The 23,506-nt window shown below is 63.8% G+C and carries 15 protein-coding genes and 1 pseudogene; 7 read left to right on the top strand and 9 right to left on the bottom strand.

Annotated elements, in window-relative coordinates; genetic code table 11:
- Positions 1 to 50 precede the first annotated feature (50 nt).
- From ppc to argH, 3 genes are all read left to right on the top strand, one after another.
- Positions 51 to 3,008: a phosphoenolpyruvate carboxylase gene (gene ppc / locus ACIPHM_RS09115; protein WP_400327111.1), complete on the top strand. Its 2,958-nt coding sequence runs from the start codon at positions 51 to 53 to the stop codon at positions 3,006 to 3,008.
- Between the two features lie 314 nt (positions 3,009 to 3,322).
- Positions 3,323 to 4,036 (top strand): gamma subclass chorismate mutase AroQ, encoded by a 714-nt coding sequence (gene aroQ, locus ACIPHM_RS09110; RefSeq protein ID WP_400327109.1) that lies wholly within the window; start codon positions 3,323 to 3,325, stop codon positions 4,034 to 4,036.
- A gap of 144 nt (positions 4,037 to 4,180) precedes the next feature.
- On the top strand, positions 4,181 to 5,578 hold the full coding sequence (argH, locus tag ACIPHM_RS09105; protein WP_400327107.1) for an argininosuccinate lyase: 1,398 nt from the start codon (positions 4,181 to 4,183) through the stop codon (positions 5,576 to 5,578).
- Between the two features lie 95 nt (positions 5,579 to 5,673).
- Here the strand turns inward: argH and gltS are convergent, their stop codons facing one another.
- From gltS to apbC, 4 genes are all read right to left on the bottom strand, one after another.
- The gene (gene gltS, locus ACIPHM_RS09100; protein ID WP_400327105.1) at positions 5,674 to 6,894 is read right to left on the bottom strand and encodes a sodium/glutamate symporter; all 1,221 of its coding nucleotides are present in this window, start codon (positions 6,892 to 6,894) and stop codon (positions 5,674 to 5,676) included.
- A gap of 390 nt (positions 6,895 to 7,284) precedes the next feature.
- A complete protein-coding gene (locus ACIPHM_RS09095; protein ID WP_400327104.1) occupies positions 7,285 to 9,570 on the bottom strand; it encodes an Orn/Lys/Arg decarboxylase N-terminal domain-containing protein in 2,286 nt (761 codons plus the stop codon).
- Between the two features lie 106 nt (positions 9,571 to 9,676).
- Positions 9,677 to 10,246 carry a dCTP deaminase gene (gene dcd, locus ACIPHM_RS09090; protein ID WP_400327102.1) on the bottom strand — a complete coding sequence of 190 codons (570 nt, stop codon included), beginning with the start codon at positions 10,244 to 10,246 and terminating at the stop codon, positions 9,677 to 9,679.
- 169 nt (positions 10,247 to 10,415) lie between these two features.
- On the bottom strand, positions 10,416 to 11,588 hold the full coding sequence (gene apbC, locus ACIPHM_RS09085) for an iron-sulfur cluster carrier protein ApbC (RefSeq protein WP_400327100.1): 1,173 nt from the start codon (positions 11,586 to 11,588) through the stop codon (positions 10,416 to 10,418).
- A 183-nt stretch (positions 11,589 to 11,771) separates the two neighbouring features.
- Here apbC and ACIPHM_RS09080 point away from each other — a divergent pair, with 183 nt between their 5' ends.
- Complete coding sequence (locus tag ACIPHM_RS09080) at positions 11,772 to 12,431, top strand: OmpA family protein (RefSeq protein ID WP_400327098.1); 660 nt, start codon at positions 11,772 to 11,774, stop codon at positions 12,429 to 12,431.
- Positions 12,432 to 12,879: 448 nt separating this feature from the next.
- Positions 12,880 to 14,985, top strand: coding sequence for a methionine--tRNA ligase (metG, locus tag ACIPHM_RS09075; protein ID WP_400327096.1), 2,106 nt, complete (start codon positions 12,880 to 12,882; stop codon positions 14,983 to 14,985).
- Between the two features lie 100 nt (positions 14,986 to 15,085).
- Here metG and ACIPHM_RS09070 read toward each other — a convergent pair.
- Together ACIPHM_RS09070 and ACIPHM_RS09065 are read right to left on the bottom strand one after the other, a co-directional pair.
- Positions 15,086 to 15,283 (bottom strand): annotated as a pseudogene (locus ACIPHM_RS09070) (SAM-dependent methyltransferase); the annotation flags it as partial.
- 96 nt (positions 15,284 to 15,379) lie between these two features.
- On the bottom strand, positions 15,380 to 15,841 hold the full coding sequence (locus tag ACIPHM_RS09065; RefSeq protein ID WP_400327094.1) for an Lrp/AsnC family transcriptional regulator: 462 nt from the start codon (positions 15,839 to 15,841) through the stop codon (positions 15,380 to 15,382).
- A gap of 116 nt (positions 15,842 to 15,957) precedes the next feature.
- Between ACIPHM_RS09065 and ACIPHM_RS09060 the strand changes: the two genes are divergently transcribed.
- Positions 15,958 to 16,203, top strand: coding sequence for a DUF6356 family protein (locus ACIPHM_RS09060; protein WP_400327093.1), 246 nt, complete (start codon positions 15,958 to 15,960; stop codon positions 16,201 to 16,203).
- Positions 16,204 to 16,310: 107 nt separating this feature from the next.
- Here the strand turns inward: ACIPHM_RS09060 and bamE are convergent, their stop codons facing one another.
- From bamE to ACIPHM_RS09045, 3 genes are all read right to left on the bottom strand, one after another.
- Entirely contained in the window at positions 16,311 to 16,847 is a 537-nt protein-coding gene (gene bamE, locus ACIPHM_RS09055) for an outer membrane protein assembly factor BamE (RefSeq protein WP_400327488.1), read from the bottom strand.
- Positions 16,848 to 16,953: 106 nt separating this feature from the next.
- Positions 16,954 to 21,231 carry a translocation/assembly module TamB domain-containing protein gene (locus ACIPHM_RS09050; RefSeq protein ID WP_400327091.1) on the bottom strand — a complete coding sequence of 1,426 codons (4,278 nt, stop codon included), beginning with the start codon at positions 21,229 to 21,231 and terminating at the stop codon, positions 16,954 to 16,956.
- Complete coding sequence (locus ACIPHM_RS09045; protein WP_400327089.1) at positions 21,231 to 22,949, bottom strand: autotransporter assembly complex family protein; 1,719 nt, start codon at positions 22,947 to 22,949, stop codon at positions 21,231 to 21,233. The genes ACIPHM_RS09050 and ACIPHM_RS09045 overlap by 1 nt, the downstream gene beginning before the upstream one ends.
- Positions 22,950 to 23,316: 367 nt before the next feature.
- Here ACIPHM_RS09045 and ACIPHM_RS09040 point away from each other — a divergent pair, with 367 nt between their 5' ends.
- A complete protein-coding gene (locus tag ACIPHM_RS09040) occupies positions 23,317 to 23,505 on the top strand; it encodes a DUF3460 family protein (RefSeq protein ID WP_400327088.1) in 189 nt (62 codons plus the stop codon).
- Position 23,506 lies beyond the last annotated feature (1 nt).

The following is a 23,506-nucleotide window of genomic DNA, read 5'->3' as shown; positions in this document are numbered from 1 at the left end:
AATGGTAACACGCTTGACCGGCCCGAACGGCTGGTCGCGAGAGGAGCGACATGAAGAGCAGCGCAAAGGCAAAAGCCCCGCAAGAGGGCCTGGCCACGTCGGTCGGCAAGACATCCCCCGCGAAGGCAGTCGCCGCGGTCCCATCCACTTCCCGCCCGGCGTCGGATGGGCCGGGTAAGTCCACCGCCGCCACGGCGCAGAAGACTCGCCGCTCGCGCGAGGACAAAGACGCGCCGCTGCGCGAGGACATCCGCTTTCTCGGCCGCCTGCTCGGGGACGTCCTGCGCGAGCAGCAAGGCAGCGACGCCTTCGATCTGGTCGAAACCATTCGCCAGAACGCCGTGCGCTTTCACCGCGAAGGCGACCGCAGCGCCGCCCGCGCGCTCGACACACTGCTCAACGGCCTGACCAACGAGCAGGCCATTGAGGTGGTGCGGGCGTTCAGCTACTTCTCGCATCTGGCCAATATCGCCGAGGATCGTCACCACAACCGTCGCCGCCGCGTTCACGCGCTCGCAGGCAGCCGCGCCCAGCCGGGCAGCCTGAGCGCCGCGCTGCAAAGCCTGAAAGACGCCGGTCGCGACGACCCCGCCACGCTGCAAGCCTTCTTCGCCAGCGCCCTTATCGTGCCGGTGCTCACAGCGCACCCGACCGAGGTCCAGCGCAAGAGCATTCTCGATGCCGAGCGCGAAATCGCGCGCCTGCTCGAACATCGCGACGATGCCCTCACGACGCGCGAGTCGTCACGCAATACGGAATCGATGCGGGCGTACGTCACCACGCTTTGGCAGACACGCATGCTGCGTAGCTCGCGTCTGACGGTGGCCGATGAAATCGAGAATGCGCTGTCGTATTACCGCAGCACGTTCCTCACCGAAATTCCCGCGCTGTACGACGACGTGAGCGCCGAGCTGCACGACGCGGTGCCCGGCGTGCGCGCGGAAGGCCTTGGACGCTTCCTGCAAATGGGCAGTTGGATCGGCGGCGATCGCGACGGCAATCCCAACGTCACCGCCCAGACGCTGCAACTGGCGATCACGCGTCAGGCCACCGAAATCTTCGCGCATTACCTCGAACAAGTGCACTTGCTGGGCGCGGAACTGTCCGTCTCGCAACTGCTCGCCGGGGCGAGCGACGCCCTGCTCACGCTCGCGCGCCGCTCGCCTGACGACTCCCCGCACCGCACCGACGAACCCTACCGCCGCGCGCTCATCGGCGTGTACGCGCGACTGGCCGCCACGGCGCGCGAGTGGGTCGGCCACGTGCCGCACCGCGGTGCGGTCGGCACCGCCAGCCCGTACCTCGACGCCAGCGAATTCATCTCGGACCTGAATACGGTCGTGGCCTCGCTCATGGCGCATCACGGCAGCGCGCTGATCTCGCAGCGCCTGGGGCCGCTGGTGCGTGCCGCCGAAGTGTTCGGCTTCCACCTGGCCAGCATCGACCTGCGTCAAAGCTCGGATATTCACGAGGCCGTCATTGCAGAGTTGTTCGCGAAGGCCGGCGTCGAAGCGAATTACGCGAAGCTCGACGAGAACGACAAGCTCGCCCTGCTGCTGCGGGAGTTGCGCGAAGCGCGCCCGCTCTTCTCGCCCTACCTCGACTACTCGCCGCGCACCCGCGACGAACTGGCCGTGTTTGCCGCTGCGCGCGAGATTCGCGCCCGCTTCGGGCCGCGCGCCGTGCGCAACTACATCATTTCGCATACGGAAACCGTGAGCGATCTGGTGGAGGTCATGTTGCTGCAAAAGGAGACGGGGCTCTTCCAGGGCGCGCTCGGCAGCGGCGCGAAGGCGGTCGAGCCGAAGGTCGGCGCGATGGTCATCCCGCTGTTCGAGACGATCGCCGACTTGCGCAACGCGCCCGTCATCATGCGCGAGTTCTTCGACATTCCCGGCATGTCCGGTGTCGTAACGCAACAGGGCGGCGAGCAGGAAGTCATGCTCGGCTACTCCGACAGCAACAAGGACGGCGGCTTCCTCACGTCGAACTGGGAACTTTACAAGGCCGAGCTCGCGCTGGTGCATCTGTTCGAGGAGAAAGGCATTCGTCTGCGGCTGTTCCACGGCCGTGGCGGCACGGTGGGCCGTGGCGGCGGCCCGACCTATCAGGCCATTCTGTCGCAGCCGCCGGGCACGGTGAAAGGGCAGATCCGTCTCACGGAGCAAGGCGAAATCATCGCGAGCAAGTTCGCCAACCCGGAGATCGGGCGGCGCAATCTGGAGACCATCGTCGCCGCAACGCTCGAAGCGACGCTGCTGCCGAGCCGCAATCAGCCGCCGCGTCTGGCCGCGTACGAGAAGGTCATGCAGACGCTCTCCGACACGGCGTTCGCCGCGTATCGCGATCTCGTCTACGAAACGCCCGGCTTCACGGAGTACTTCTTCTCGGCCACGCCGATTGCGGAAATCGCCGAGCTCAACATCGGCTCGCGTCCGGCGTCACGCAAATTCTCCGATCCGAAAAACCGTCGCATCGAAGACCTGCGCGCGATTCCGTGGGGCTTCTCGTGGGGGCAATGCCGTCTGCTCATCACGGGCTGGTATGGCTTCGGCAGTGCGGTGAGCGCTTATCTGGCGGCCGACACGGCACCTCAGGACAAGCGACTCGACACGCTGCGCCAGATGGTCAAGCGCTGGCCGTTCTTTGCGAACCTGTTGTCGAACATGGACATGGTGCTCGCCAAGACGGATCTGGCCGTGGCATCGCGTTACGCCGAACTCGTGCCCGACGAGAAGCTGCGCAAGCGTGTGTTCAATCGCATTGTCGACGAATGGCAAAGCACGTCGCAGGCGCTCGCGCTGATCACCGGGCACGACGAGCGGCTCGCGGACAACCCGCTGCTCGCCCGCTCGATCAAGAACCGCTTCCCCTATCTCGATCCGCTCAATCACTTGCAGGTCGAACTGCTGCGCCGGCATCGTGCCGGGGAATCGGACGAGCGGGCGCGGCGCGGCATCCATCTGTCGATCAACGGGATTGCGGCGGGCCTGCGCAATACTGGCTGATACCGACCGACAATTCGTACGACAACGAAAACCTGCACCGCCGCTTCCGCAGAAAGCGGAGGCCGGTGCAGGGCTTGCACAACTCGGGGGGCTTGAACCTTGGGAATCCCCCCAGCGACAGTCGACAGATAGGACGGTATATTTCGACGAATTCGATCAGATGGCTGCCGGGGGGCCAATCCATCATGCATTCCGTTCCGAACGCACGATCTACGCACGAAACCTTCACACGACGGGCAACTTCGCTCGTCTGCACTTCGCTCCTTGCGCTATTCTGCGCAAGCGCTCATGCAGCGCCGGCAGCCCAGGTAGACATGCCGCTCTCCGATCGCGGCGCCGAGACCACGGCAACGCCTTCACCCGCGCTTGCCACCGCACCGCACGGCGTACGCGGCTTCGCGGTGCGTCTGATTTCGCAAACGCTCGTGAACTCGGCGGCTTCATCCGCCCAACCTGCCAAAGCGCGTCCGATCGTCGATCCCGTGCTCGATCCGCTGATGAACGGCATTCTCAAGCGCCTGGCCATCAGCGAGGCGGTGGCGCGCAACAAGTACTCGTCGGGCAAGCCGGTGCAGGACACGGCGCGCGAACAAGCGCTGCTCGACAATATGGGCGAACGCGCCAGCCAGTTCGGTCTGACGCCTGCGCAGGCGCGCACCTTCTTCCGTTTGCAGATCGAGGCGGGCAAGCTCGTGCAGACGGCCTTGCTGGCACGCTGGGCACGCGACGGCAGTGCGCCGGGCGAGCCGGTCGATCTGAGCAGCCGGTTGCGTCCGGCGCTCGACAAGCTGGGCACGTCGCTGATGCAGGATCTCGGACGCCTCTGCGCCCTCCCCGACGATCCCACGCGCATGGCGCGCATCCATCAGGCCCGGGAGCGCGTCGCGAAGGCGGCGAAACTCGAGGCGCTGCAACGTGCGGCGTTCGATGAGGCGACCTCCGGCCTGTGCCTGTCGGCACCACCGCGCGTGTGGACGTTGTCGACGGCGAACCGAGCGGCGACGAACCCCGGCGCGAGGCAGTCGTAGCTTGGCCGCCGGGGTTGTATAATCGCGGTTTGCCGTGCTTTGCCACGGTCTGCTTCAATGAGGCTCCAACAGCCCTCGAGGCGCCTGAACCGGCCTCGATGACCTGGGTGGGCCACATCCGCCACGATTAGCCACGCTACGACAATGACCTCCCAACTCCACAAGAAAGGCGAAGCCTGGTCGGCCCGCTTTTCCGAACCCGTCTCCGAACTCGTCAAGCGCTATACCGCGTCGGTCTTCTTCGACAAGCGTCTCGCGCTGTTCGATATCGACGGCTCGCTCGCCCACGCCGACATGCTCGCCGCGCAAGGCATCATCAGCGCGCAGGATCTGGCCGACATTCAGCGCGGCATGGCGCAGATTCGAGGCGAGATCGAGGGCGGTCAGTTCGAGTGGCAACTGGATCTCGAAGACGTCCACCTCAATATCGAAGCACGCCTGACGGCCCTCATTGGCGATGCAGGCAAGCGTCTGCACACTGGCCGCTCGCGTAACGACCAGGTTGCGACCGATATCCGCCTGTGGCTGCGCAGCGAAATCGACCGCATCGGCACGCACCTCGGCGATCTGCGCCGTGCGCTGCTGGATCTGGCCGAGCAGCACAGCGCCACGATCCTGCCCGGCTTTACCCACCTGCAAGTCGCGCAGCCGGTGACGTTCGGTCATCACCTGATGGCCTACTTCGAGATGTTCAGCCGCGACGCCGAACGCATGCTCGACGTGCGCCGCCGCGTGAACCGTCTGCCGCTGGGCGCCGCCGCGCTGGCCGGCACGAGCTACCCGATCGATCGCGAGCGCGTGGCCGCCACCCTCGGCTTCGAAGAGGTCTGCACGAACTCGCTGGACGCCGTGTCGGATCGTGACTTCGCCATCGAATTCACCGCCGCCGCCGCGCTCGTGATGACGCACATCTCGCGCTTCTCGGAAGAACTGGTGCTGTGGATGAGCCCGCGTGTCGGCTTCATCGATCTGGCCGACCGTTTCTGCACCGGCAGCTCGATCATGCCGCAGAAGAAAAATCCGGACGTGCCCGAACTGGCGCGCGGCAAGACCGGCCGCGTCAACGGCCATCTGATCGCGCTGCTCACGCTGATGAAAGGCCAGCCGCTCGCGTACAACAAGGACAATCAGGAAGACAAGGAGCCGCTGTTCGATACGGTCGACACCGTCATCGACACGCTGCGGATCTTCGCCGACATGGTGCCGGGCATCAAGGTGCGCGAAGCCAATATGCGTAACGCCGCCCTGCAAGGCTTCTCGACGGCGACCGATCTGGCCGACTACCTCGTGAAGAAGGGGCTGCCGTTCCGCGACGCCCACGAAATCGTGGCGCACGCCGTGAAAATCTGCTCGGATCAGGATATCGATCTGGCCGATCTGTCGCTGGCCGAGTTGCAGAAGTTCTCGCCGCTCGTGGGCGAAGACGTCTTCGAATACCTCACGCTCGAAGGCTCGGTCGCCAGCCGTAACCATATCGGCGGCACCGCACCGGCACAGGTGCAACGTGCCATTGCAGCCGCACGCGCGAAGCTGACGAAGTAAGCCCGCTCGTCTCGCCGGCGCAAACGAAAATGCCACCCTCGGGTGGCATTTTTTTGTTGGTTTTCTTCAGCTTTATTGGCGAGACGCCAGCGGCATCAGAACAGCGGCAACGAGAGGAAGCCCTTGATGACGAGTGCGTTGAGGATGTCGATGAAGAACGCCCCCACCATCGGCACGATCAGGAACGCGATGTGCGACGGCCCAAAGCGCTCCGTCACCGCCTGCATGTTGGCAATCGCCGTGGGCGTCGCGCCCAGACCGAAACCGCAGTGCCCGGCTGCCAGCACAGCGGCATCGTAGTTACGTCCCATGACGCGGAAAGTCACGAAGATCGCGTAGGCGGCCATCGACACGGCCTGCACCACCAGAATCACGATCATCGGCAGCGCCAGCGTCGAGAGATCCCACAGTCTGAGCGCCATCAGCGCCATCGCGAGGAACAGCGACAGGCTCACGTTCCCCAACACGGAGAGCGAACGCTCGAACACTTCGTAACCCACCAGCGACAGCAGATTGCGCACGACCACGCCCGTAAAGAGCACACACACGAAGGTCGGCAATTCGAGTGCCGTTCCCGACAGCCAATGCGCCAGCACCTCGCCGCCCAACAGGCAGATGGCGATCATCGCCACCGTCTCGATCAATGACTGCGCGGTGATCAGACGCACCGTATGCGGTTGCTCGAAGCCCTCCGGCGTGGCTTGCTTCGAAGCGTCGGCACCGGGGACATTGCCGCCCAGACGCCCCACCAGATAGCGCGCCACCGGCCCCCCCAACAGACCGCCGAGCACCAGCCCAAACGTGGCGCAGGCCATGGCGATCTCCAGCGCCGACTGCACGCCGTAACGCGTCGTCAACGTCTGGCCCCAGGCGGCACCGGTGCCGTGCCCGCCGGCCAGCGTGATCGATCCCCCCAGCAGACCGACGCCCGGCGAGAGTCCCATGGCCATCGCCAGTCCCACACCGATGGTGTTCTGCACGACCAGCATGCCCGCTACGACGCCCAGAAAGAGCACCAGTCGCGAGCCACCCGCGCGCAGGCTGGCGAGATTGGCCGAGAGCCCGATCGTCGCAAAAAACGAAAGCATCAACGGGCTTTGCAGCGAGGTGTCGAATTTGAGTTCGACATTGCCGAGCTGGCGCAGCGCGAGCGTCCCCAGCGCCACCAGCAAGCCTGCGGCCACCGGCTCAGGAATGCTGTACGTACGCAGCGGTCCGATCCACCCAACCAGCTTGCGCCCCAGTAACAAGACAAGCGTGGCGCACACCAACGTGCCGTAGTTGCTGAACTCCAGTAATTCGCGGGTGACGTCCATGAACTCTCCTGCTCAAAATCGAAAAATTGCGAGGAGTTTAGCAATCAGGCATACGCAAATTGATGGGAAAAGGCCCAAAAAACTCAACTTCAAGCGAAACCACAAATCGCTTGTTTTTTCTCACAAAACGAGAAAATACCGGCAATTGGGGGAACTTGATCGAGACTTTGGTCCTGTTATCGATGCGCAACGTTTGCACTCCATACGACGACATCTTATGCGTCAACTCGCGTCATCGGAAATCGGCGTATGAGCGGTTTCCCATAACGCAGCACAAAACGCGACATGAAGCCGACATGACGCGCGGACAAAAAAAAGCCCCACGCTTGACGCGTGGGGCCGCATTTGAGGCAAGCCAGGCGCGAATCGCTCGCGCCCAAGGGCTGAGGCTTACTGACGCACGCAGTCCACGAAGTACTCGGGACGACCGTCCACTTCCTCAACCACCAGACCGTGAATATCGGTGTGGAAGCCCGGGAAAAGCTTGTTGAATTCGCGCGCGAAATGCAGGTACTCGATGATCGCAGCGTTGAAGCGCTCGCCCGGGATCAGCAGCGGAATGCCCGGCGGATACGGCGTGAGCAGCACGCTCGTGACACGGTCTTTCAGTTTGTCGATGGGCACACGGTCGATCTGGCGGTGCGCGAGCTTCGAGAAGGCGTCGGTCGGCTTCATGGCCGGCTGCATGTCCGAGAGGTACATCTCGGTCGTCACACGTGCCACGTCCTTCGCCTTATACACGCTATGGATCTGATCGCACAGATCGCGCAGGCCGATGCGCTCATAAAGCGGGAACTGCCCCACGAACTCCGGCAGCACGCGCCACAGCGGCCGATTGTGATCGTAGTCGTCCTTGAACTGTTGCAGCTCGGTCACCATCGAGTTCCAGCGGCCCTTCGTAATGCCGATGGTGAACATGATGAAGAACGAGTACAGGCCCGTCTTCTCGACGATGATGCCGTGCTCGGCCAGATACTTGGTAACGATGGCCGCCGGAATGCCGCTCTCGCCGAACTCGCCGTCCACATCCAGCCCCGGCGTAATAATCGTCGCCTTGATCGGGTCGAGCATGTTGAAACCATCGGCCAGGTCGCCAAAGCCGTGCCAGCGATCGTTCGCGCGCAGCACCCAGTCTTCGCGATGAATCGAGCCTTCGTCGCCCAGATTCTCCGGCCCCCAGACCGAGAACCACCACGAATCGGCGTATTCCTTTTCCACCTTACGCATGGCGCGGCGGAAATCGAGCGCCTCAACGATCGACTCTTCCACCAGCGCCGTGCCGCCCGGCGGCTCCATCATGGCGGCGGCCACGTCGCACGACGCGATGATGGCGTACTGCGGCGACGTCGACGTGTGCATCAGATACGCCTCGTTGAAGCGATGCGTGTCGAACGTGCGTGCATCCGAGTCCTGCACCACGATCTGCGACGCCTGCGAAATGCCTGCGAGCAGTTTGTGCGTGGAGTGCGTGGCGTAGATGGTCGCCTCGGACGAGCGCGGACGGCCCTCGCCGATCGCGTGCATGTCGCGGTAGAACTCGTGGAACGCGGCGTGCGGCAGCCAGGCTTCATCGAAGTGCAGCGTGTCGATGTTGTTGCCCAGCACGTCCTTGATCATTTCGACGTTGTAGATCACACCGTCATACGTGCTCTGCGTGATCGTCAGAATGCGCGGCTTGGCATTCGGATCGCGCTTGAGCACCTCGCTGGCAAACGGATTCGCTTCGATCTTGGCGCGAATGACATCGGGCTCGAATTCCGACTTCGGAATCGGGCCGATGATGCCGAGATGGTTACGCGTCGGCGTCAGGAACACCGGCACCGCGCCCGTCATGGTGATCGCGTGCAGGATCGACTTGTGGCAGTTACGGTCGACGACCACGATGTCGCCCGGCGCCACCGTGGCGTGCCAGACGATCTTGTTCGACGTCGAGGTGCCGTTCGTCACGAAGAAGAGGTGATCGGCATTGAAAATGCGCGCCGCATTGCGCTCCGACGCGCCCACCGGGCCGTTGTGATCGAGCAACTGGCCGAGCTCTTCCACGGCGTTGCAAACGTCCGCGCGCAACATGTTCTCGCCGAAGAACTGGTGGAACATCTGACCGACCGGGCTCTTCAGAAACGCCACGCCGCCCGAGTGTCCCGGGCAGTGCCATGAGTACGAACCGTCGGCGGCGTAGTGCGTGAGCGAGCGGAAGAACGGCGGCGGGAGCGAGTCGAGATACGACTTGGCTTCACGAATGATGTGACGCGCCACGAACTCGGGCGTGTCTTCGAACATGTGAATGAAGCCGTGCAGCTCGCGCAGGATATCGTTCGGGATGTGGCGCGACGTGCGCGTCTCGCCGTACAGGAAGATCGGAATATCCGGATTGCGACGGCGCACTTCCTGCACGAAGGCACGCAGGTTGATGATGGCCAGCGCCAGCTCGCCCTCGCCTTCGCCGCCCGATTCGCTCGAGAACGTGCCGAACTCGTCGTCGTCGATCGACAGAATGAAGCTCGATGCGCGACTCGCCTGCTGCGCAAACGAGGTCAGATCGCCGTAGCTGGTAAGCCCGTTGACTTCCATGCCCTCGGCTTCAATCGCCTCCGCCAAAGACCGAATTCCGGATCCGGAAATGTTTTCTGAGCGGAAGTCCTCGTCAATGATGACGATCGGAAAACGGAATTTCATTGGCGTTCCTTCGACAAAAGAACGAGCCACGGTCCGACATGACCGTGGCTCTTGGGCATTGCGATATGTGGGGTGCTCACCGGCGGCGAGTCTCTAGCGTATCAGGCTAGGTTTTCGGCAGCGTGACACCACGCTGCCCCTGATACTTGCCGCCGCGATCCTTGTACGACGTCTCGCAGACTTCGTCGGATTCGAAGAACAGCACCTGGGCCACGCCTTCGTTGGCGTAAATCTTGGCCGGCAGCGGCGTGGTGTTCGAGAATTCCAGGGTCACGTAGCCCTCCCACTCGGGTTCGAACGGCGTTACGTTCACGATGATGCCGCAGCGGGCATACGTCGACTTGCCCAGACACACGGTGAGCACGCTGCGCGGAATGCGGAAGTACTCGACGGTGCGCGCGAGCGCAAATGAGTTCGGCGGGATGATGCAGACATCGCTCTGAACGTCAACGAAGGACTTCTCATCGAAGTTCTTCGGATCGACGATCGTCGAGTTGATGTTCGTGAAGACCTTGAATTCAGGCGCACAGCGGATGTCGTAGCCGTAGCTCGACGTGCCGTAGCTGACGATCTTTTGCCCGTCCTGGGAATACCGGATCTGCGACGGCTCGAAGGGCTCGATCATGCCGTGCTCTTCGGCCATACGCCGGATCCATTTGTCGGACTTGATGCTCATGTGTGGGCCTGAATTGGCGTAGTACGTAAAAAGTGGGCGTATTTTACGCGATTGTTGCGGTGCGGTGAGGTTTTCACTCGCGCCGCGCCGCGCGGGCCTTCCCGAGGCCTTTCCGGGGCATCCACGGCCTCTATCCGGGCCGTGGGAGCCGGGCCGTCAATTCATCGTCTTACGTGTTCTGAACGACGATCGACGGGAACTTGCTCGTCATATCCTTCTGCTTGGACGCAATCTTCACCGCGACCTTGCGGGCAATCGCCTTGTACAGCTCGGCCACACGGCCGTCCGGATCGCCCACCACGCTCGGCATGCCGGCGTCCGCGTGCACGCGGATGCTCATCTCCAGCGGCAGCTTGCCCAGCAGGTCGACGTCGAAATCGTGGCTCATGCGCTCTCCGCCGCCAACGCCGAAGATCGGCTCTTCGTGACCGCAGTTGGAGCAGATATGCAGGCTCATGTTCTCGATGAGACCCAGAATCGGCACGCCGACCTTTTCGAACATCTTCAGGCCCTTACGGGCGTCGAGCAGGGCCAGATCCTGCGGCGTGGTGACGATGACCGCGCCCGTGACCGGCACCTTCTGCGCCAGCGTGAGCTGAATGTCGCCCGTGCCCGGGGGCATGTCGACGATCAGATAGTCGAGGTCATGCCAGTTCGTCTGGTTGAGCAGTTGTTCGAGCGCTTGCGTGACCATCGGGCCGCGCCACACCATGGGATTGTCCGGCTCGATCAGAAAACCGATGGAACTCGCTTGCAGGCCGTGGCCGATCATCGGCTCGAGCGTCTTGCCGTCCTTCGATTCCGGCTTGCCGTGAATGCCCAGCAGCGTGGGCAGGGACGGGCCATAGATGTCTGCATCCAGAATACCGACATTGGCGCCTTCAGCCGCGAGCGCGAGCGCCAGGTTCACGGCCGTGGTGCTCTTGCCCACACCGCCCTTGCCCGAGGCCACGGCCACGATATTCTTGACATTGGGAAGAAGCTTCACCCCGCGTTGAACGGCGTGCGCTACGATTTTTTGGCCGATTTCCACAGCCACACGTTCCACACCGGGCAGTTTGCCGACGGCTTCGGTAATTCGGGCGCGCATGGCGTCGAACTGACTTTTCGCGGGATAGCCGAACTCGATCTGAATGCCGACGTGGCCGTGCTCGGCCGCGACCTGCTTCACGTACTTTCCGGAGATCAGATCGAGGCCCGTGTCCGGGTCGACGATGCCACGCAGTACTTCATTGATTTGTGCGACTTCCATGTAGGTCTCTCGCTGTGTCGAGGCTTGCCCGGCGGGCCGGTGCAGCGCTAACAACTTGTAACAACCGTGGCGCACGCTCTCGACTAGCATTCGAGGCGCGCGTGTTATGGGGAACCAGCCGCCGCGGCAAGATGTCCTTGCCTGCGGTTGAAGCTCAGCGCTATTGTAAAAGACGTCGCGCCTGCGGGTTCAAAACCCCTGCAGCGTGCGCGTGCTTCGACGAAGTGCTTACGCGTGTTTCATGACTGCAAGCTAATCGATAAGGAGCCTCAAATGAATAAGAACACTCTGCGCGCTTGCGCGCTCGTAATGGCTGCCACCGCCATGCTGGCCGGGTGCCAGACGCCGCAGGGCACCAACACGGCGGTCGGCACCGGTGTCGGTGCGGCGGTCGGGGCGGGTCTGGGCAACCTCATCGGTGGCAACACCACGGGGACGCTGATCGGCGCAGCAGTCGGCGCGGCCGCCGGCGGCGCCACTGGCTACAACTGGCAATCCATCAAGAATACGCTGGGCGGCCATACCGCGGGCACCGGCACCACGATCTCGGAGCAGCCGGACGGCTCGCTCAAGGTCAACGTGCCGAGCGACGTGACGTTCGATACCAACCAGTACGCGATCAAACCCAGCTTTGCCGCCGTGCTCACCGACCTCGCCAACTCGCTCAACCAGAATCCGGGCATCACCGCGCGCGTGATCGGCCACACCGACAGCACCGGTGGCGACCGTATCAACATCCCGCTCTCGCAGAACCGTGCGAACAGCGTCATTCAGTATCTGACCAGCCGCGGTGTGGCCGCCAACCGCCTGCAAGGCATGGGCGTCGGCTCGAGCCAGCCGATTGCTTCGGACGCCACCGCCGAGGGCCGCGCCCAGAACCGTCGCGTCGAAATCCTGTTGCAAGCGCCGCAGCAGCAAGCCCCGCGCGGCTGATCGTCTACGGACACTCCGGGGATCCCGCGATCCTCGGTCCTGGGTCGAACCCACCGTTCGAACGCATGCCCGGTCCGCCGGGCATGCTGCCGACAGGCCGCGCCTCGCACTCCCTCTCGTTTTTCTTCGTCTCACCTCCCGCTTTGTCGCCTCGCACATGCTGCATCGCAGCATCGAAAGTCGGCACATCGGTTGAACTAATCCCATGCGCTCTGGCTCAGACCCTTCGGAAGTGCCTACCGTGGGCGCTTCCATCTCCTCTTTGTTATTGACGTTACGTGTGCCTAGTTATGCCGGAACCTCGTTCCGGCTTTTTTTTGGCCGCTCGCTTTCGTGACGTCGCGCCCCCGCCCCGATTCGTCGGCCGGGACACCCGTTTGGGCGTCAACCCGGCCCGCCTGCTAGAATCGTCCTTTCCCGCATTCCTCAACCCTCACAGTCAATCCACATGTCCCGCCGCATTCTCGTCACATCCGCACTGCCGTACGCCAATGGCCAGATTCACATCGGTCACCTGGTCGAATACATCCAGACCGACATCTGGGTACGGTTCATGCGAATGCAGGGCCATGAGGTGTATTACGTCGGGGCGGACGATACGCACGGCACGCCCGTCATGTTGCGCGCCGAGAAGGAGGGCCTGACGCCCCGGCAATTGATCGAGCGCGTCTGGACCGAGCACAAGCGCGACTTCGACAGCTTCGGCATCTCGTTCGACAACTACTATTCGACGGACTCCGAAGAGAATCGCGAATTGTCCGAAAGCGTCTATCTCGCCCTCAAGGACCAGGGCCTGATCGAAGCCCGCGATATCGAACAGGCGTATGACCCGGTCAAGGAGATGTTCCTGCCGGACCGCTTCATCAAGGGCGAATGCCCGAAGTGCGGCGCGAAGGACCAGTACGGCGATTCGTGCGAAGTCTGCGGCTCGACCTACGCGCCGACCGACCTGCTCAACCCGTACTCGGTCGTCTCGGGCGCCACGCCCGTGCGCAAGACGTCCACGCACTACTTCTTCAAGCTCTCGGACAAGCGTTGCGAGCAGTTCCTGCGCAAGTGGGTAGCCGGCCTCGCACAGCCCGAAGCCGCCAACAAAATGAAGGAATGGCTCGGTGAAGACGGCGAATCCACGCTGGCGGACTGGGATATCTCCCGTGATGCCCCGTACTTCGGCTTCGAGATTCCGGGCGCACCGGGCAAGTATTTCTACGTGTGGCTCGACGCGCCGGTCGGCTACTACGCCAGCTTCAAGAACCTGTGCACCCAGCGCGGTCTGAACTTCGACGAATGGGTCAAGCCGGGCTCGACGACCGAGCAGTATCACTTCATCGGGAAGGACATTCTGTACTTCCACACGCTGTTCTGGCCGGCAATGCTCGAGTTCTCGGGCCATCGCACGCCGACCAACGTGTTCGCCCACGGCTTCCTGACCGTGGACGGCCAGAAGATGTCGAAGTCGCGCGGCACGTTCATCACGGCGCAGAGCTTCATCGACACGGGTCTCAATCCGGAATGGCTGCGCTACTACATCGGCGCCAAGCTCGGCAACACGATGGAAGATCTCGACCTGAACCTCGATGACTTCATCGCGCGCGTGAACAGCGATCTGGTGGGCAAGTACGTGAACATCGCCAGCCGCGCCGCAGGCTTTCTCATCAAGCGCTTCGACGGCCGCGTGTCGGCAGACGCGATGCAGGCCCCGCTGCTGACGCAGGTTCGCGCCGCAGCGCCGCAGATCGCAGCGCATTACGAAGCGCGCGAGTTCGGCAAGGCGTTGCGTCTGGTGATGGAACAGGCCGACGCGATCAACGGTTACGTCGACACGGTCAAGCCGTGGGATCTGGCGAAGGACCCGGCACAGGCCGCCGCGCTGCATGAAGCGTGCTCCGTGTGTCTGGAGGCTTTCCGTCTGCTCACGCTGTACCTCAAGCCGGTGCTGCCAACGACGGCACAAGCCGTAGAGCAGTTCCTGAGCATCGCGCCGCAAACCTGGCAGGACGTGAGCCGTCCGCTCACCGCCGACACGGCCATCACCGCTTACAAGCACCTGATGACGCGTGTCGAAGGCAAGCAGGTCGAAGCCCTGCTCGCCGCCAACCGCGACTCGCTGCAAGCGACGGCGCCGGTGGCCGAGGCCGCGGCGGCCAAGGGCAAGAGCAAGGACAAGGCCGCCAAGGCCACGGAAAAAGCGCAGACGCCGGCGGACGACGGCATCATCTCCATCGACGACTTCGCCAAGATCGATCTGCGCATTGCCCGCATCGTCGATTGCAAGGCGGTCGACGGCTCGGACAAGCTGCTGCAATTGACGCTGGACGTGGGCGAAGCGCAAACGCGCAACGTCTTCTCGGGCATCAAGTCGGCTTATCCGAACCCCGAGGCGCTGGTGGGCAAGCTCACGGTGATGGTCGCCAACCTCGCGCCGCGCAAGATGAAGTTCGGTCTGTCAGAAGGCATGGTGCTTGCCGCCTCCGCCACCGACGAGAAGGCAGAACCTGGCCTCTACATCCTTGAGCCGCACAGCGGCGCGAAGCCCGGCATGCGCGTGAAGTAATTCCCGCGAGTCGCCAACCCAACACCCCGAGCGCCGGTCATCCGGTCTCGGGGTGTTTTGTTTTGGCTTGACTGGGTTTCGTGGCTTCGCGTTATCGAGACGCCGCGCCCTGCTCGCGCATCCAGCGCGACGCCCAGCCGAAACCGCAGCCGAGATCGACCACGCGCTTGCCGCGCAGATCGGGCAGCATGGCGCGAATCGCGGGCCATTCCGGCGCGCCCGCCAGGCCGTGAACCTGCCGGGGCAACTGGCGGTAGCCCGCGAAGCAATCGGGAGGGTCGTAGATGTTTTGTGCCATGCGCCTCGTCCGAGTGTGTGTGGGCCGTCGGGCACAAGGGCGGCGGGCGGCGGGCGGCAAATCGTCCGGCCGCCATGCGTACGCCATCGCGCCCGATTAGCGCAGATGATCCACCGGTAACGCCGTGGTGAACTTCACCGTCTCCATCGAGAAGCTCGCGCTGATGTCTTGCAAGTCGGCCACGCGAATGAGCTTTTTGTAGAAACGGTCGTAAGCAGCGATGTCCGGCAAATAGACCTTGAGCAGATAATCGATGTCGCCTGCCATGCGGTGAATTTCGACGATTTCGGGCAGCTCCCGCGCGCCCGCTACAAAGCGGACCATCCAGTCCTCGCTATGCGTCGCGGCCTTGACGAACACGAATGCCGTGACTCGCAGATCGAGCTTCTGCGGATCGCACAGCGTTACCTGTGCGGTGATGACCCCATTTTTTTGCAGACTCTGTACGCGCCGCCAACAGGGGGTCGAGGAGAGGTGCACCGCTTCGGCCAGTTCACTCAACGAGCGCGAGGCATCGGCTTGCAGATTTTCGAGAATCGCGAGATCGGTTTTGTCCACGATGACCACCAGGAGGAAAATTTTTCCAAATCCTACCCGATTTCGAGGATATTTTGAAAGCCTTTACCCCACATCGGCGGGTAGACTTCAGCAATATTCCTGAAACGGAGGTCATCATGAAAATTTTCACTCAACATCCGACCTCTGTCGGTGAAAACTATCTCCAGCACATGGGCTCCGCGCTTTCCTTCGCGTGGCCATTGCTGGGCGCTTTCCTGGCGTGTCTCGTGCACGCGGTGCTGCCATTCATGTTCGAGAAGACGGGGAGCCGGATCATCGTGCGTCTGCATGAGCGCATGGTGACGAACCGCCACCGGCATGCCGCCCGACAGACGCAAGCGACGCAGGTAACGCCGCGGTAAGCCTCAGTAAGCCTCAGTAAGCCGCAACGCAACGGGCGGGATCGGCATCACCAGGCGTCACCAAACCACCCACATCAATGCCCCCGATCCGGGACGTTCGCAGACGTTCAGGGACGTTCCGACGCCGGATCGGGCGAGCGGGACGTCACCGTCACGCGGCCATCCGCACCGAAGTGGGCATTGAACATGCCTGGCGTATTCACGCCGTCTTCGAGCCAGCGCCAACTCCATACCGTTTCTTTCTTCAGACGATATTCCGCGACCGTCGTCGGCTTGCCGAGCAGACGACGCACCTCGTCCTGCGTCATGCCCGGCTGCACCTGCTGGAAATTCTCGGCTGACAGCGCCTGCGTGAGCGCGCGCAACTTCCCGTCCGCCCCGATATCGACCATGTAGGTGCGCAGGCCCCCCGGCGCGCGCGGATATTCCAGACGGCGCGAGCCATCGTCGTTCTCCCACACGATTTCCGGTTTGCCCATCTGGTCGCGCACCTGCGCCTCGGTCGTCACGCCGGGTTTGAGGTCGCGCAACAGCATGTCGTCCGGCTTGACGGCGTTGAACGTATCGCGCGCCTTCTCCCGCACCTTGTCCATCTGCTGCTGGTCGCAGCCGAACAGTCCCAACAGACTCGCGAACAATCCCATGGCGACTCCCCAACGAAGGCCCCGGCGCATGCCCTGCGCGCGATGAGCGAAATCGAGCGACGTTTTCATCGTTCCCCTCTCCTCTTCATGTTTGCCAGCCCGCGCATCAATCGAAGCGACGGTTGAACAGCACATCGAAGCCCGACAACGAGCCCGTACGCAGCACGAGCTGCCAGCGTCGCGACACCTGCCACGTGACTTTCACGATACTCGCGGCGCTGGTCAGACTCTGCTCGTATCCCAAAGCGAAGTTGTCCGAGATCGCCTTGCCCACCTTCACCACCTGCTCGTCGTCCGAGAGGCCCGAATCGCTGGTGCCGATGCTGAACTCGTCGATCCCCAGATCCTTGATGATGCGCTTGCCGCCCGTCGCACCGAGCAACGCCGTGGCCGCGCCCGCCATCGCCTGACGCTGGCCGAGACCCGCGCCGTCCGGGCCGTGCCCGAACATCAGCCATGAAAGCTTTTCCTCGTCAGACACGCTCGGCTCGGAGACGAGCGACACGCGTGGCTGACGCACCGTGCCCGTGACCAGCACCCCGGCGGCGACTTCCTGATTGCGGCGCATCGCCTGAATGTAGATGTCCGGGTTGTCGAGCGGGCCGACGAAGTTGATCTGACCGCGCTCGATGGCGAGCTTGCGGTCGAACGCTTCGTACGTGCCCTCGGCCACGGTGATCGTGCCGGTCGCGCGCATGGGCGTGAGCGGTTCGCTTTGCAGGCGCATGCTGCCTCGCAGCAGCAGATCGGCGCCCGCGCCGACAAAGCGGAAGTCGCGGCCCAGATTCACGTCCACGTTGATGTGCGGCGAGAAGCGGCTGGCCGGCTGCGCGCTCACCCGCGCGGCCTCGTCCTTGGGATCGAGCGGTTTGGCGCGTGCCTGAGCGCCGCCGCGCACGACCACGACGTCGTCGCCCAACTTCGGCGCGCTCGTCGGCGGCAGCGCGAAACGCGCCCGGTCGACGGTGAAACTGCCGCTCACCGCCATCGCCTCGCCACTGCCCGTCGCCTTGGCCTCGCCGCTGAGCGAAAGCTGCCGGTCGGGGGCCGCGAACAACTGCAACTTGTCGGCGGCAAGCGTGATGCCGAGCGTCGGTTCCGGCGTATCGAGGCGGATGTTGCCCGTCGCGCGCGCCGTACCGCCGCCGCCGCCCGTCACGATCACGTCGCGCAGCACGATCTCGGTCGGCGTCAGCGCGATACGAACCTTGCCGTCCTTGACGCTCACGCCCGTATCGAACATTTGCATCGAAAGATCGTCGGCCGTCAGTTCGCCGGTCGGACGCGGCTTCGCCACCGTGCCCGCAAGCGTTACTTGCAGATTCGCGCGGCCCTTGAACGCGAACTGCGCGCCAGCAAGCGATTCGAACTTCGAGAGATCCGGAATGGCAACGGCGATGCGGCCGGTGAGCGGCGCGTCGTCGGGCACATTGGGAATGCCGCCCTGCACGCGCAGACCGGCCTGCACGTCGGCGTCGACCGTGCCCACGAGCGACGAGACACCCTTCACCGTCGCGTGCGCCGTCTGGCCCGCCAGGTCGACACGTGCGCGCAGCGCCGAGATGCCCAGCGGCACGCGCGCGCCGACACCGCCCTTCTCTGCGCTCAGGCCCGGAATACCCGTGACCGTTACCTTGACGCTCTCGTTCACACCGCCGCGACGCAGCGTCACGTCGCCACTGCGTCGCACGATTTCGACGAAGCCATCGGCGCGCTGTCCCGTGCGGACATCCCATTTGCCGTCGAGCACGAGGTCGCTTGCCATCGGCGACGGCTCGCCGGTCAACGACTGCACCACGCGCAACACCTGCGCGATATCGAGCGTGTCGATGGTGCCGGCCGTCTTGAGTTGCCCGTCGCCATAATCGAAGTTCGCGAGCGACAACGCCCCCACGCCCGTGACGAGCCTGGCCGCCCCGAGATGCACGCGCTCCGCACTCGCCTCGACCTGCCACGGCGACGCAAGGTTGAGCTTCGGGACACCGCGGTTTTCGAGCGCCTGAATCGTGCCCTTCCAACCCGGTTTGCCCCGTGTATTGGTCACCGCACCGGCGGCGTCGATATTCATGTCGAGCGCGGCTTCGCGCAGCTTGCCTACGGCCTTGAGATGCAAGCTGTGCGCGCCGCGCGTGCCTTCCAATGCCAGCGAGAGCTTGTCGAGTCGCGCAATGTCGCTGGTGAACCCCTGGCCATCGAGCGTCACGTTCAGACGGTCGCCTGCGGCCCCGGGGAAGGCACCACTCACGTCCACCTTGCCCGTCAGATGGTCGAGCTTCTGCGCGCCGAACACGAGTTTTTCGGCGCCCAGTGTGGCCGCGACCGCCGGATGTTCCATCGTGCCCGACACCTGTGCGTCGAGCTGCAAGCGGCCCGCCAGACCGAAGCCGAGCTTGTCGAGCGACGGCGCGTCGACATTGACCGCCATCTTGTCGCCCGGTGCGCCGAAGTTGCCGCGCAACACCACCTTGTTACCCGCGACGAGCAGGTTCGCCTCGCTCGGCAGCAAACGCGTGCCCGCGAGTTTCACGGTGCCCGCGCCGCTCATCGGCAGATCGGCGTAGACGCTGTCCTGCAACGCGAACTTGAGCGCCAGACCGAACTCGGGACGCAGTGTGCCCTGCGCGTCGAATTGTCCCGTCACGCTGGCCGTCGGGGTCCTGGCACCGCGCTTTTGCGGGCCGTAGAGGTCGTACCATGCGGCCGGATCGAAGCGCGAGAGCTTGATCTGCGCCTGATACGCGCCGGTGTCGCCGTTCTCCAGCACGCCCGTTGCCGCCACTTTGCCGTTGCCGGCCTCCAGCGAGAGCGCGTGAATCGTGGTGCCCTTCGCGTCGAGACCGACATCGGCGAGAATGCGGCGGGCGGCGTCGCGCCAGTCGAGCACAATGCGCTGCCCGGCGGCGTCGAGCTTGATGTCGAGCGGGCCGCCGAGCTTCGTCGCGGGCAACTTGCCGTACAACGCGTGCAGATCGAGGTCGCGCATCGTGAGCGCGAAACCGCCGACGGTGGCCTCGGCATTGGCCGTCGTCTGTTCCGGCGCGCGCGCTGCACCTGCAGCGCTGGTGGCGCTGGCAGCACTCACGTCGCTCGTGGCCGATGCCACCGGTGCGGACGGCGTCGCGGCCTCCCCCGACATCGCGGCAAGCGACTCCCGGCGCAGCTCACCACTGCCGGTCAGCACGGCGCGTCCTGCAAGTTTCAGTTCGATGCCGGTCAAGGCCTGACGCGTCGCGTCGAGCAACACCTGCGTACGCAGGCTCTCCACGGGCAACCAACCGGCGTCGATAGCGCCCGGTTTGGCATTCGTCACCGATACGGGCCCCAGCACACGGAACGTCGTCGCACCGGGCTCGGGCCGCAAATCGGCCTGCACCGCGAGATCGGCTTGCGGCGCGCCGGGGGCGAAATCGCGCGGGTTGAGGTGCTCGAGCGAAATCTGCGCCCGTGAGAGCGGCACGGCACCGAACGGCGACGCGGCGATGTGCGCCGTCCCGTTCAACGTCTCGCCGCTAGCCGTCAGCTCGACGAGCAGGGCGTCGAGGGAGCCGGACAGATCGGCCTGCAACGCGACCGGCACCTCGCCGGCCTTCGCCTGCAAACCGACGTTGCCGCTCAGTGCAAACGGACGCTGGCCGTTGAGTTCCAGATTTGCCTGCGCTTCGCCGTAGGGCGTGCCGAGATGCTCGATTTGAATCGCGTGCTGCGTGCCGTCGCTGCGCCCGGCCACGCGAATGTCCTCCAGCACCAGCGCCGGCGAATGCAGCGTGAGCTTCGCCACACGAACGTCGTTCAGCGTCAACCCCAACGGCAGACGCAGGCTGGCCGGCATCGTCGTCGGCTTGGTCGACGGGGGCGACGGCGCAAACGCCAGTTCCACCTCGCCCGCATGCAATTTATCGACGGTGAAATGCAACGGGCGCCAGCGCAGCTCCCAGCGGCTATCGAGACGGCTGACGGTGATACGCGTTGCACCGTCGACGTAGCGCACGTCGTTGACCGTGAAGCCATGCAGGAGGCTGCCGCTGCGCCAGTCGCCGGACAGCTTGCCGCCGAGCGTCGACACCGCCGTTTGCCACAGCCATCGGCTACCGCGCTCGTTCGACATCGCCCAGACCAGCGCACCGAGCACCAGCACGACGATGAGCACGAGCGTCAGCCCAACGCCCGCCAGCGTGCGGCCCCATCGCCAGCCGCGCGCGGGCGAATGGGGCGCAGGGGGAGGCGGCGGTGTCGCGCCGCCCGGCGGAGGATTCGATCCGCCGTCGGACGAACCCTGGGCGCCGGCCGGGGTCATCGTGGGTTCGTGTGCGCCGTCGCGGCGATTCCCGGCATCGCTCGCCATGGCGGCGCCCGGCATGAAGGTATCGAGGGGCATCGTCGTCATCAGAACGCCACCCCCAGCGAAATTGCCGGACGGAACTGCCGGTCGTGCACGCCGTAGCCGAGGTCGAGGTTCACCGGGCCGACGGGGCTGCGCCAGCGCACACCGAAGCCCACGCCGTGATACAGCGGGGTGGGATGCCGGTAATCGTCGGTAGCCGTGCCCACATCCCAGAACACCGCCCCGCCCCAGTCGTGCGTGAACCAGCGCTGATATTCGAGGCTCGCGGTGCCGAGGTATTTTGTCGGGAAGGTCGTGCCGTTCTGCTGACGGCCGATGCTCTGATACGTATAACCGCGAATCGACGACGTGCCGCCCGCAAAGAACAGCAGCGACGACGGAATCCGGTTGCTATTGCCGTTCGTGAGCACGGCGCCAAGCTCCAGACGCGCAATCACGATATCGCGTTGCCCCACAGGGAAATATTGACGGATACGGCCATAAAGCCGTGCGAAGCTCTGATCGGTGAGCAGCGGTTTGGCCGCGAAACCGATCTGCGTATTGATGAGGTTGCCCTGACGCGGAAAAATCAGATCGTCCACGTCGCGGCGGTTCCACGAGAACGCGGGCACGAGCGCCTTGTTGATGAAGCGCTCGCCGCCGTCCGGTCGCTCGTCCGTGCGATAAAAGTCCAGCGTATAGGCCCAGTCATACCGCTCGCGCGAGCGCGCACGCTTGATGCCGACCTGCGTCGAGCGCTGGTCGAGACCGTTCAGATACGTGCGATCGAACGACCCACGCATGCTGTTGGTGTAACCGGTCGAATCGGGCGGCATGCCGATCTCGGCGTAACCGCCCTGCCGGTACTGCTCCAGACGCGCCTGCGTGTCGAACGTCCACGCTTTGCCGAACAGGTTGTAGTACGAATAGCGGCCATTGACGCTCGCGCCCGTATCGGTCGTGTAACCGACACCGCTTTGCACGCGCTGCTCGGGGAATTCGCGCACTTTCACCTCGATGGGCGCGTTCTCGGCCTGCGACGGGTCTTCCGTCACGGAGATGATGACGTTCGAAAAGTACGGCGTGGCCTGGATCTGGCGCTGCAGCTCCTGCAGACGGTCGGCGTCGAACGGCTCGCCGACGGACAGCGGGTTGACGTTGCGGATGATCTGTTCGGGATAGCGCCGCGTGCCGGAGATCACGAGGGGGCCGAGCGTGAATGGCGGGCCGCTCTCGTAGGTCGCGGCGAGCGAGGCGGCGTTGTTATCGGCGTCGACTACGGCGCGCGAGAAGGTCATTTTTGCGGCGTGATAACGCTTCTGTCCCAGCTCGAACAGCGTGTCGTTCTTCGCCTTATCCCAATCGGACTGACGAAACGGTGCGTCCACCGGCAGTTCCCAGGCGTTGCGCAACGCCTGCACGCGCTGCGGATTCTGCTCGACCACCGGACCGGTGAACTTCAGATCGATGTCTTTGATATGCGTGCGCGGGCCGGCATCGACCTGAATCGTCACGTCGCGCTTGCCGTTGATGGTGGCGACATCCACGTGCGTGACCGGCGAGAAGTAGCCCTCGGTGGACGTGAGTTCCTGTATCTGCTCGCCGACTGTTGCAATGAGGTGCTCGAACTGCGCCTCGCCGATATCGTCGCGCTCGGCGTAACGCACCACGTCGAGGTTGTCCTTCAGGAGCTTGGCGATGTCTTTGGGGGCCTCGACACGGACCCGGTAGTCCGCGCGCGCGACACCGGGCAGCCATAGGCTACATGCCAGTGCGGTCATGGCGACCAGCTTGGCTGGGAGGTTGCGCAAAGGGAAAGGGCGCACACCAAAACGACGGCCAGCGTCGTGTCCGGAATTGATCTGCGAGACGGTCAAAACCTTCCTTGGAAATATCGCCGCCGGTGGTCCGGCGTGCTGTAGATGGTGCTCAAACACACGATGCCTGCAAGCATCGCACAACATAACAACGTTAGATGCGTATATCAGCCGTATTTGAACATATCCACAGGACCGGTTCACTCGCGCCCGCCAAAAACGGGAAAATCGCCCAAAACGTCCAAACCATCGAATAGGGACGGGTTTGCGGTAGAATCTGCGTCGATTGACGCCGTCCTGACGGTGCCGCTTTTGCCTATTTTTCAAGCAATTGACCATGTACGAGTCCGACATTACCCAATTCATCAAGCAACTCAAGTCCGAGAAGCCGACGCTGGAAGCGGAGCAACGCAAGGGCCGTTCCCTGCTGTGGGACAAGTCGCCCATCGATATGGACGAGCGTAGCCGCGCCCAGCAGTCGCGTGTGGCTCAGCAGCCGTACGTCTACCAAAGCGAGTAAT

Source organism: Pandoraea sp. NPDC087047, assembly GCF_044745225.1.
Taxonomy (GTDB): domain Bacteria; phylum Pseudomonadota; class Gammaproteobacteria; order Burkholderiales; family Burkholderiaceae; genus Pandoraea.
This window is presented reverse-complemented; position numbering and strand designations above follow the sequence as displayed.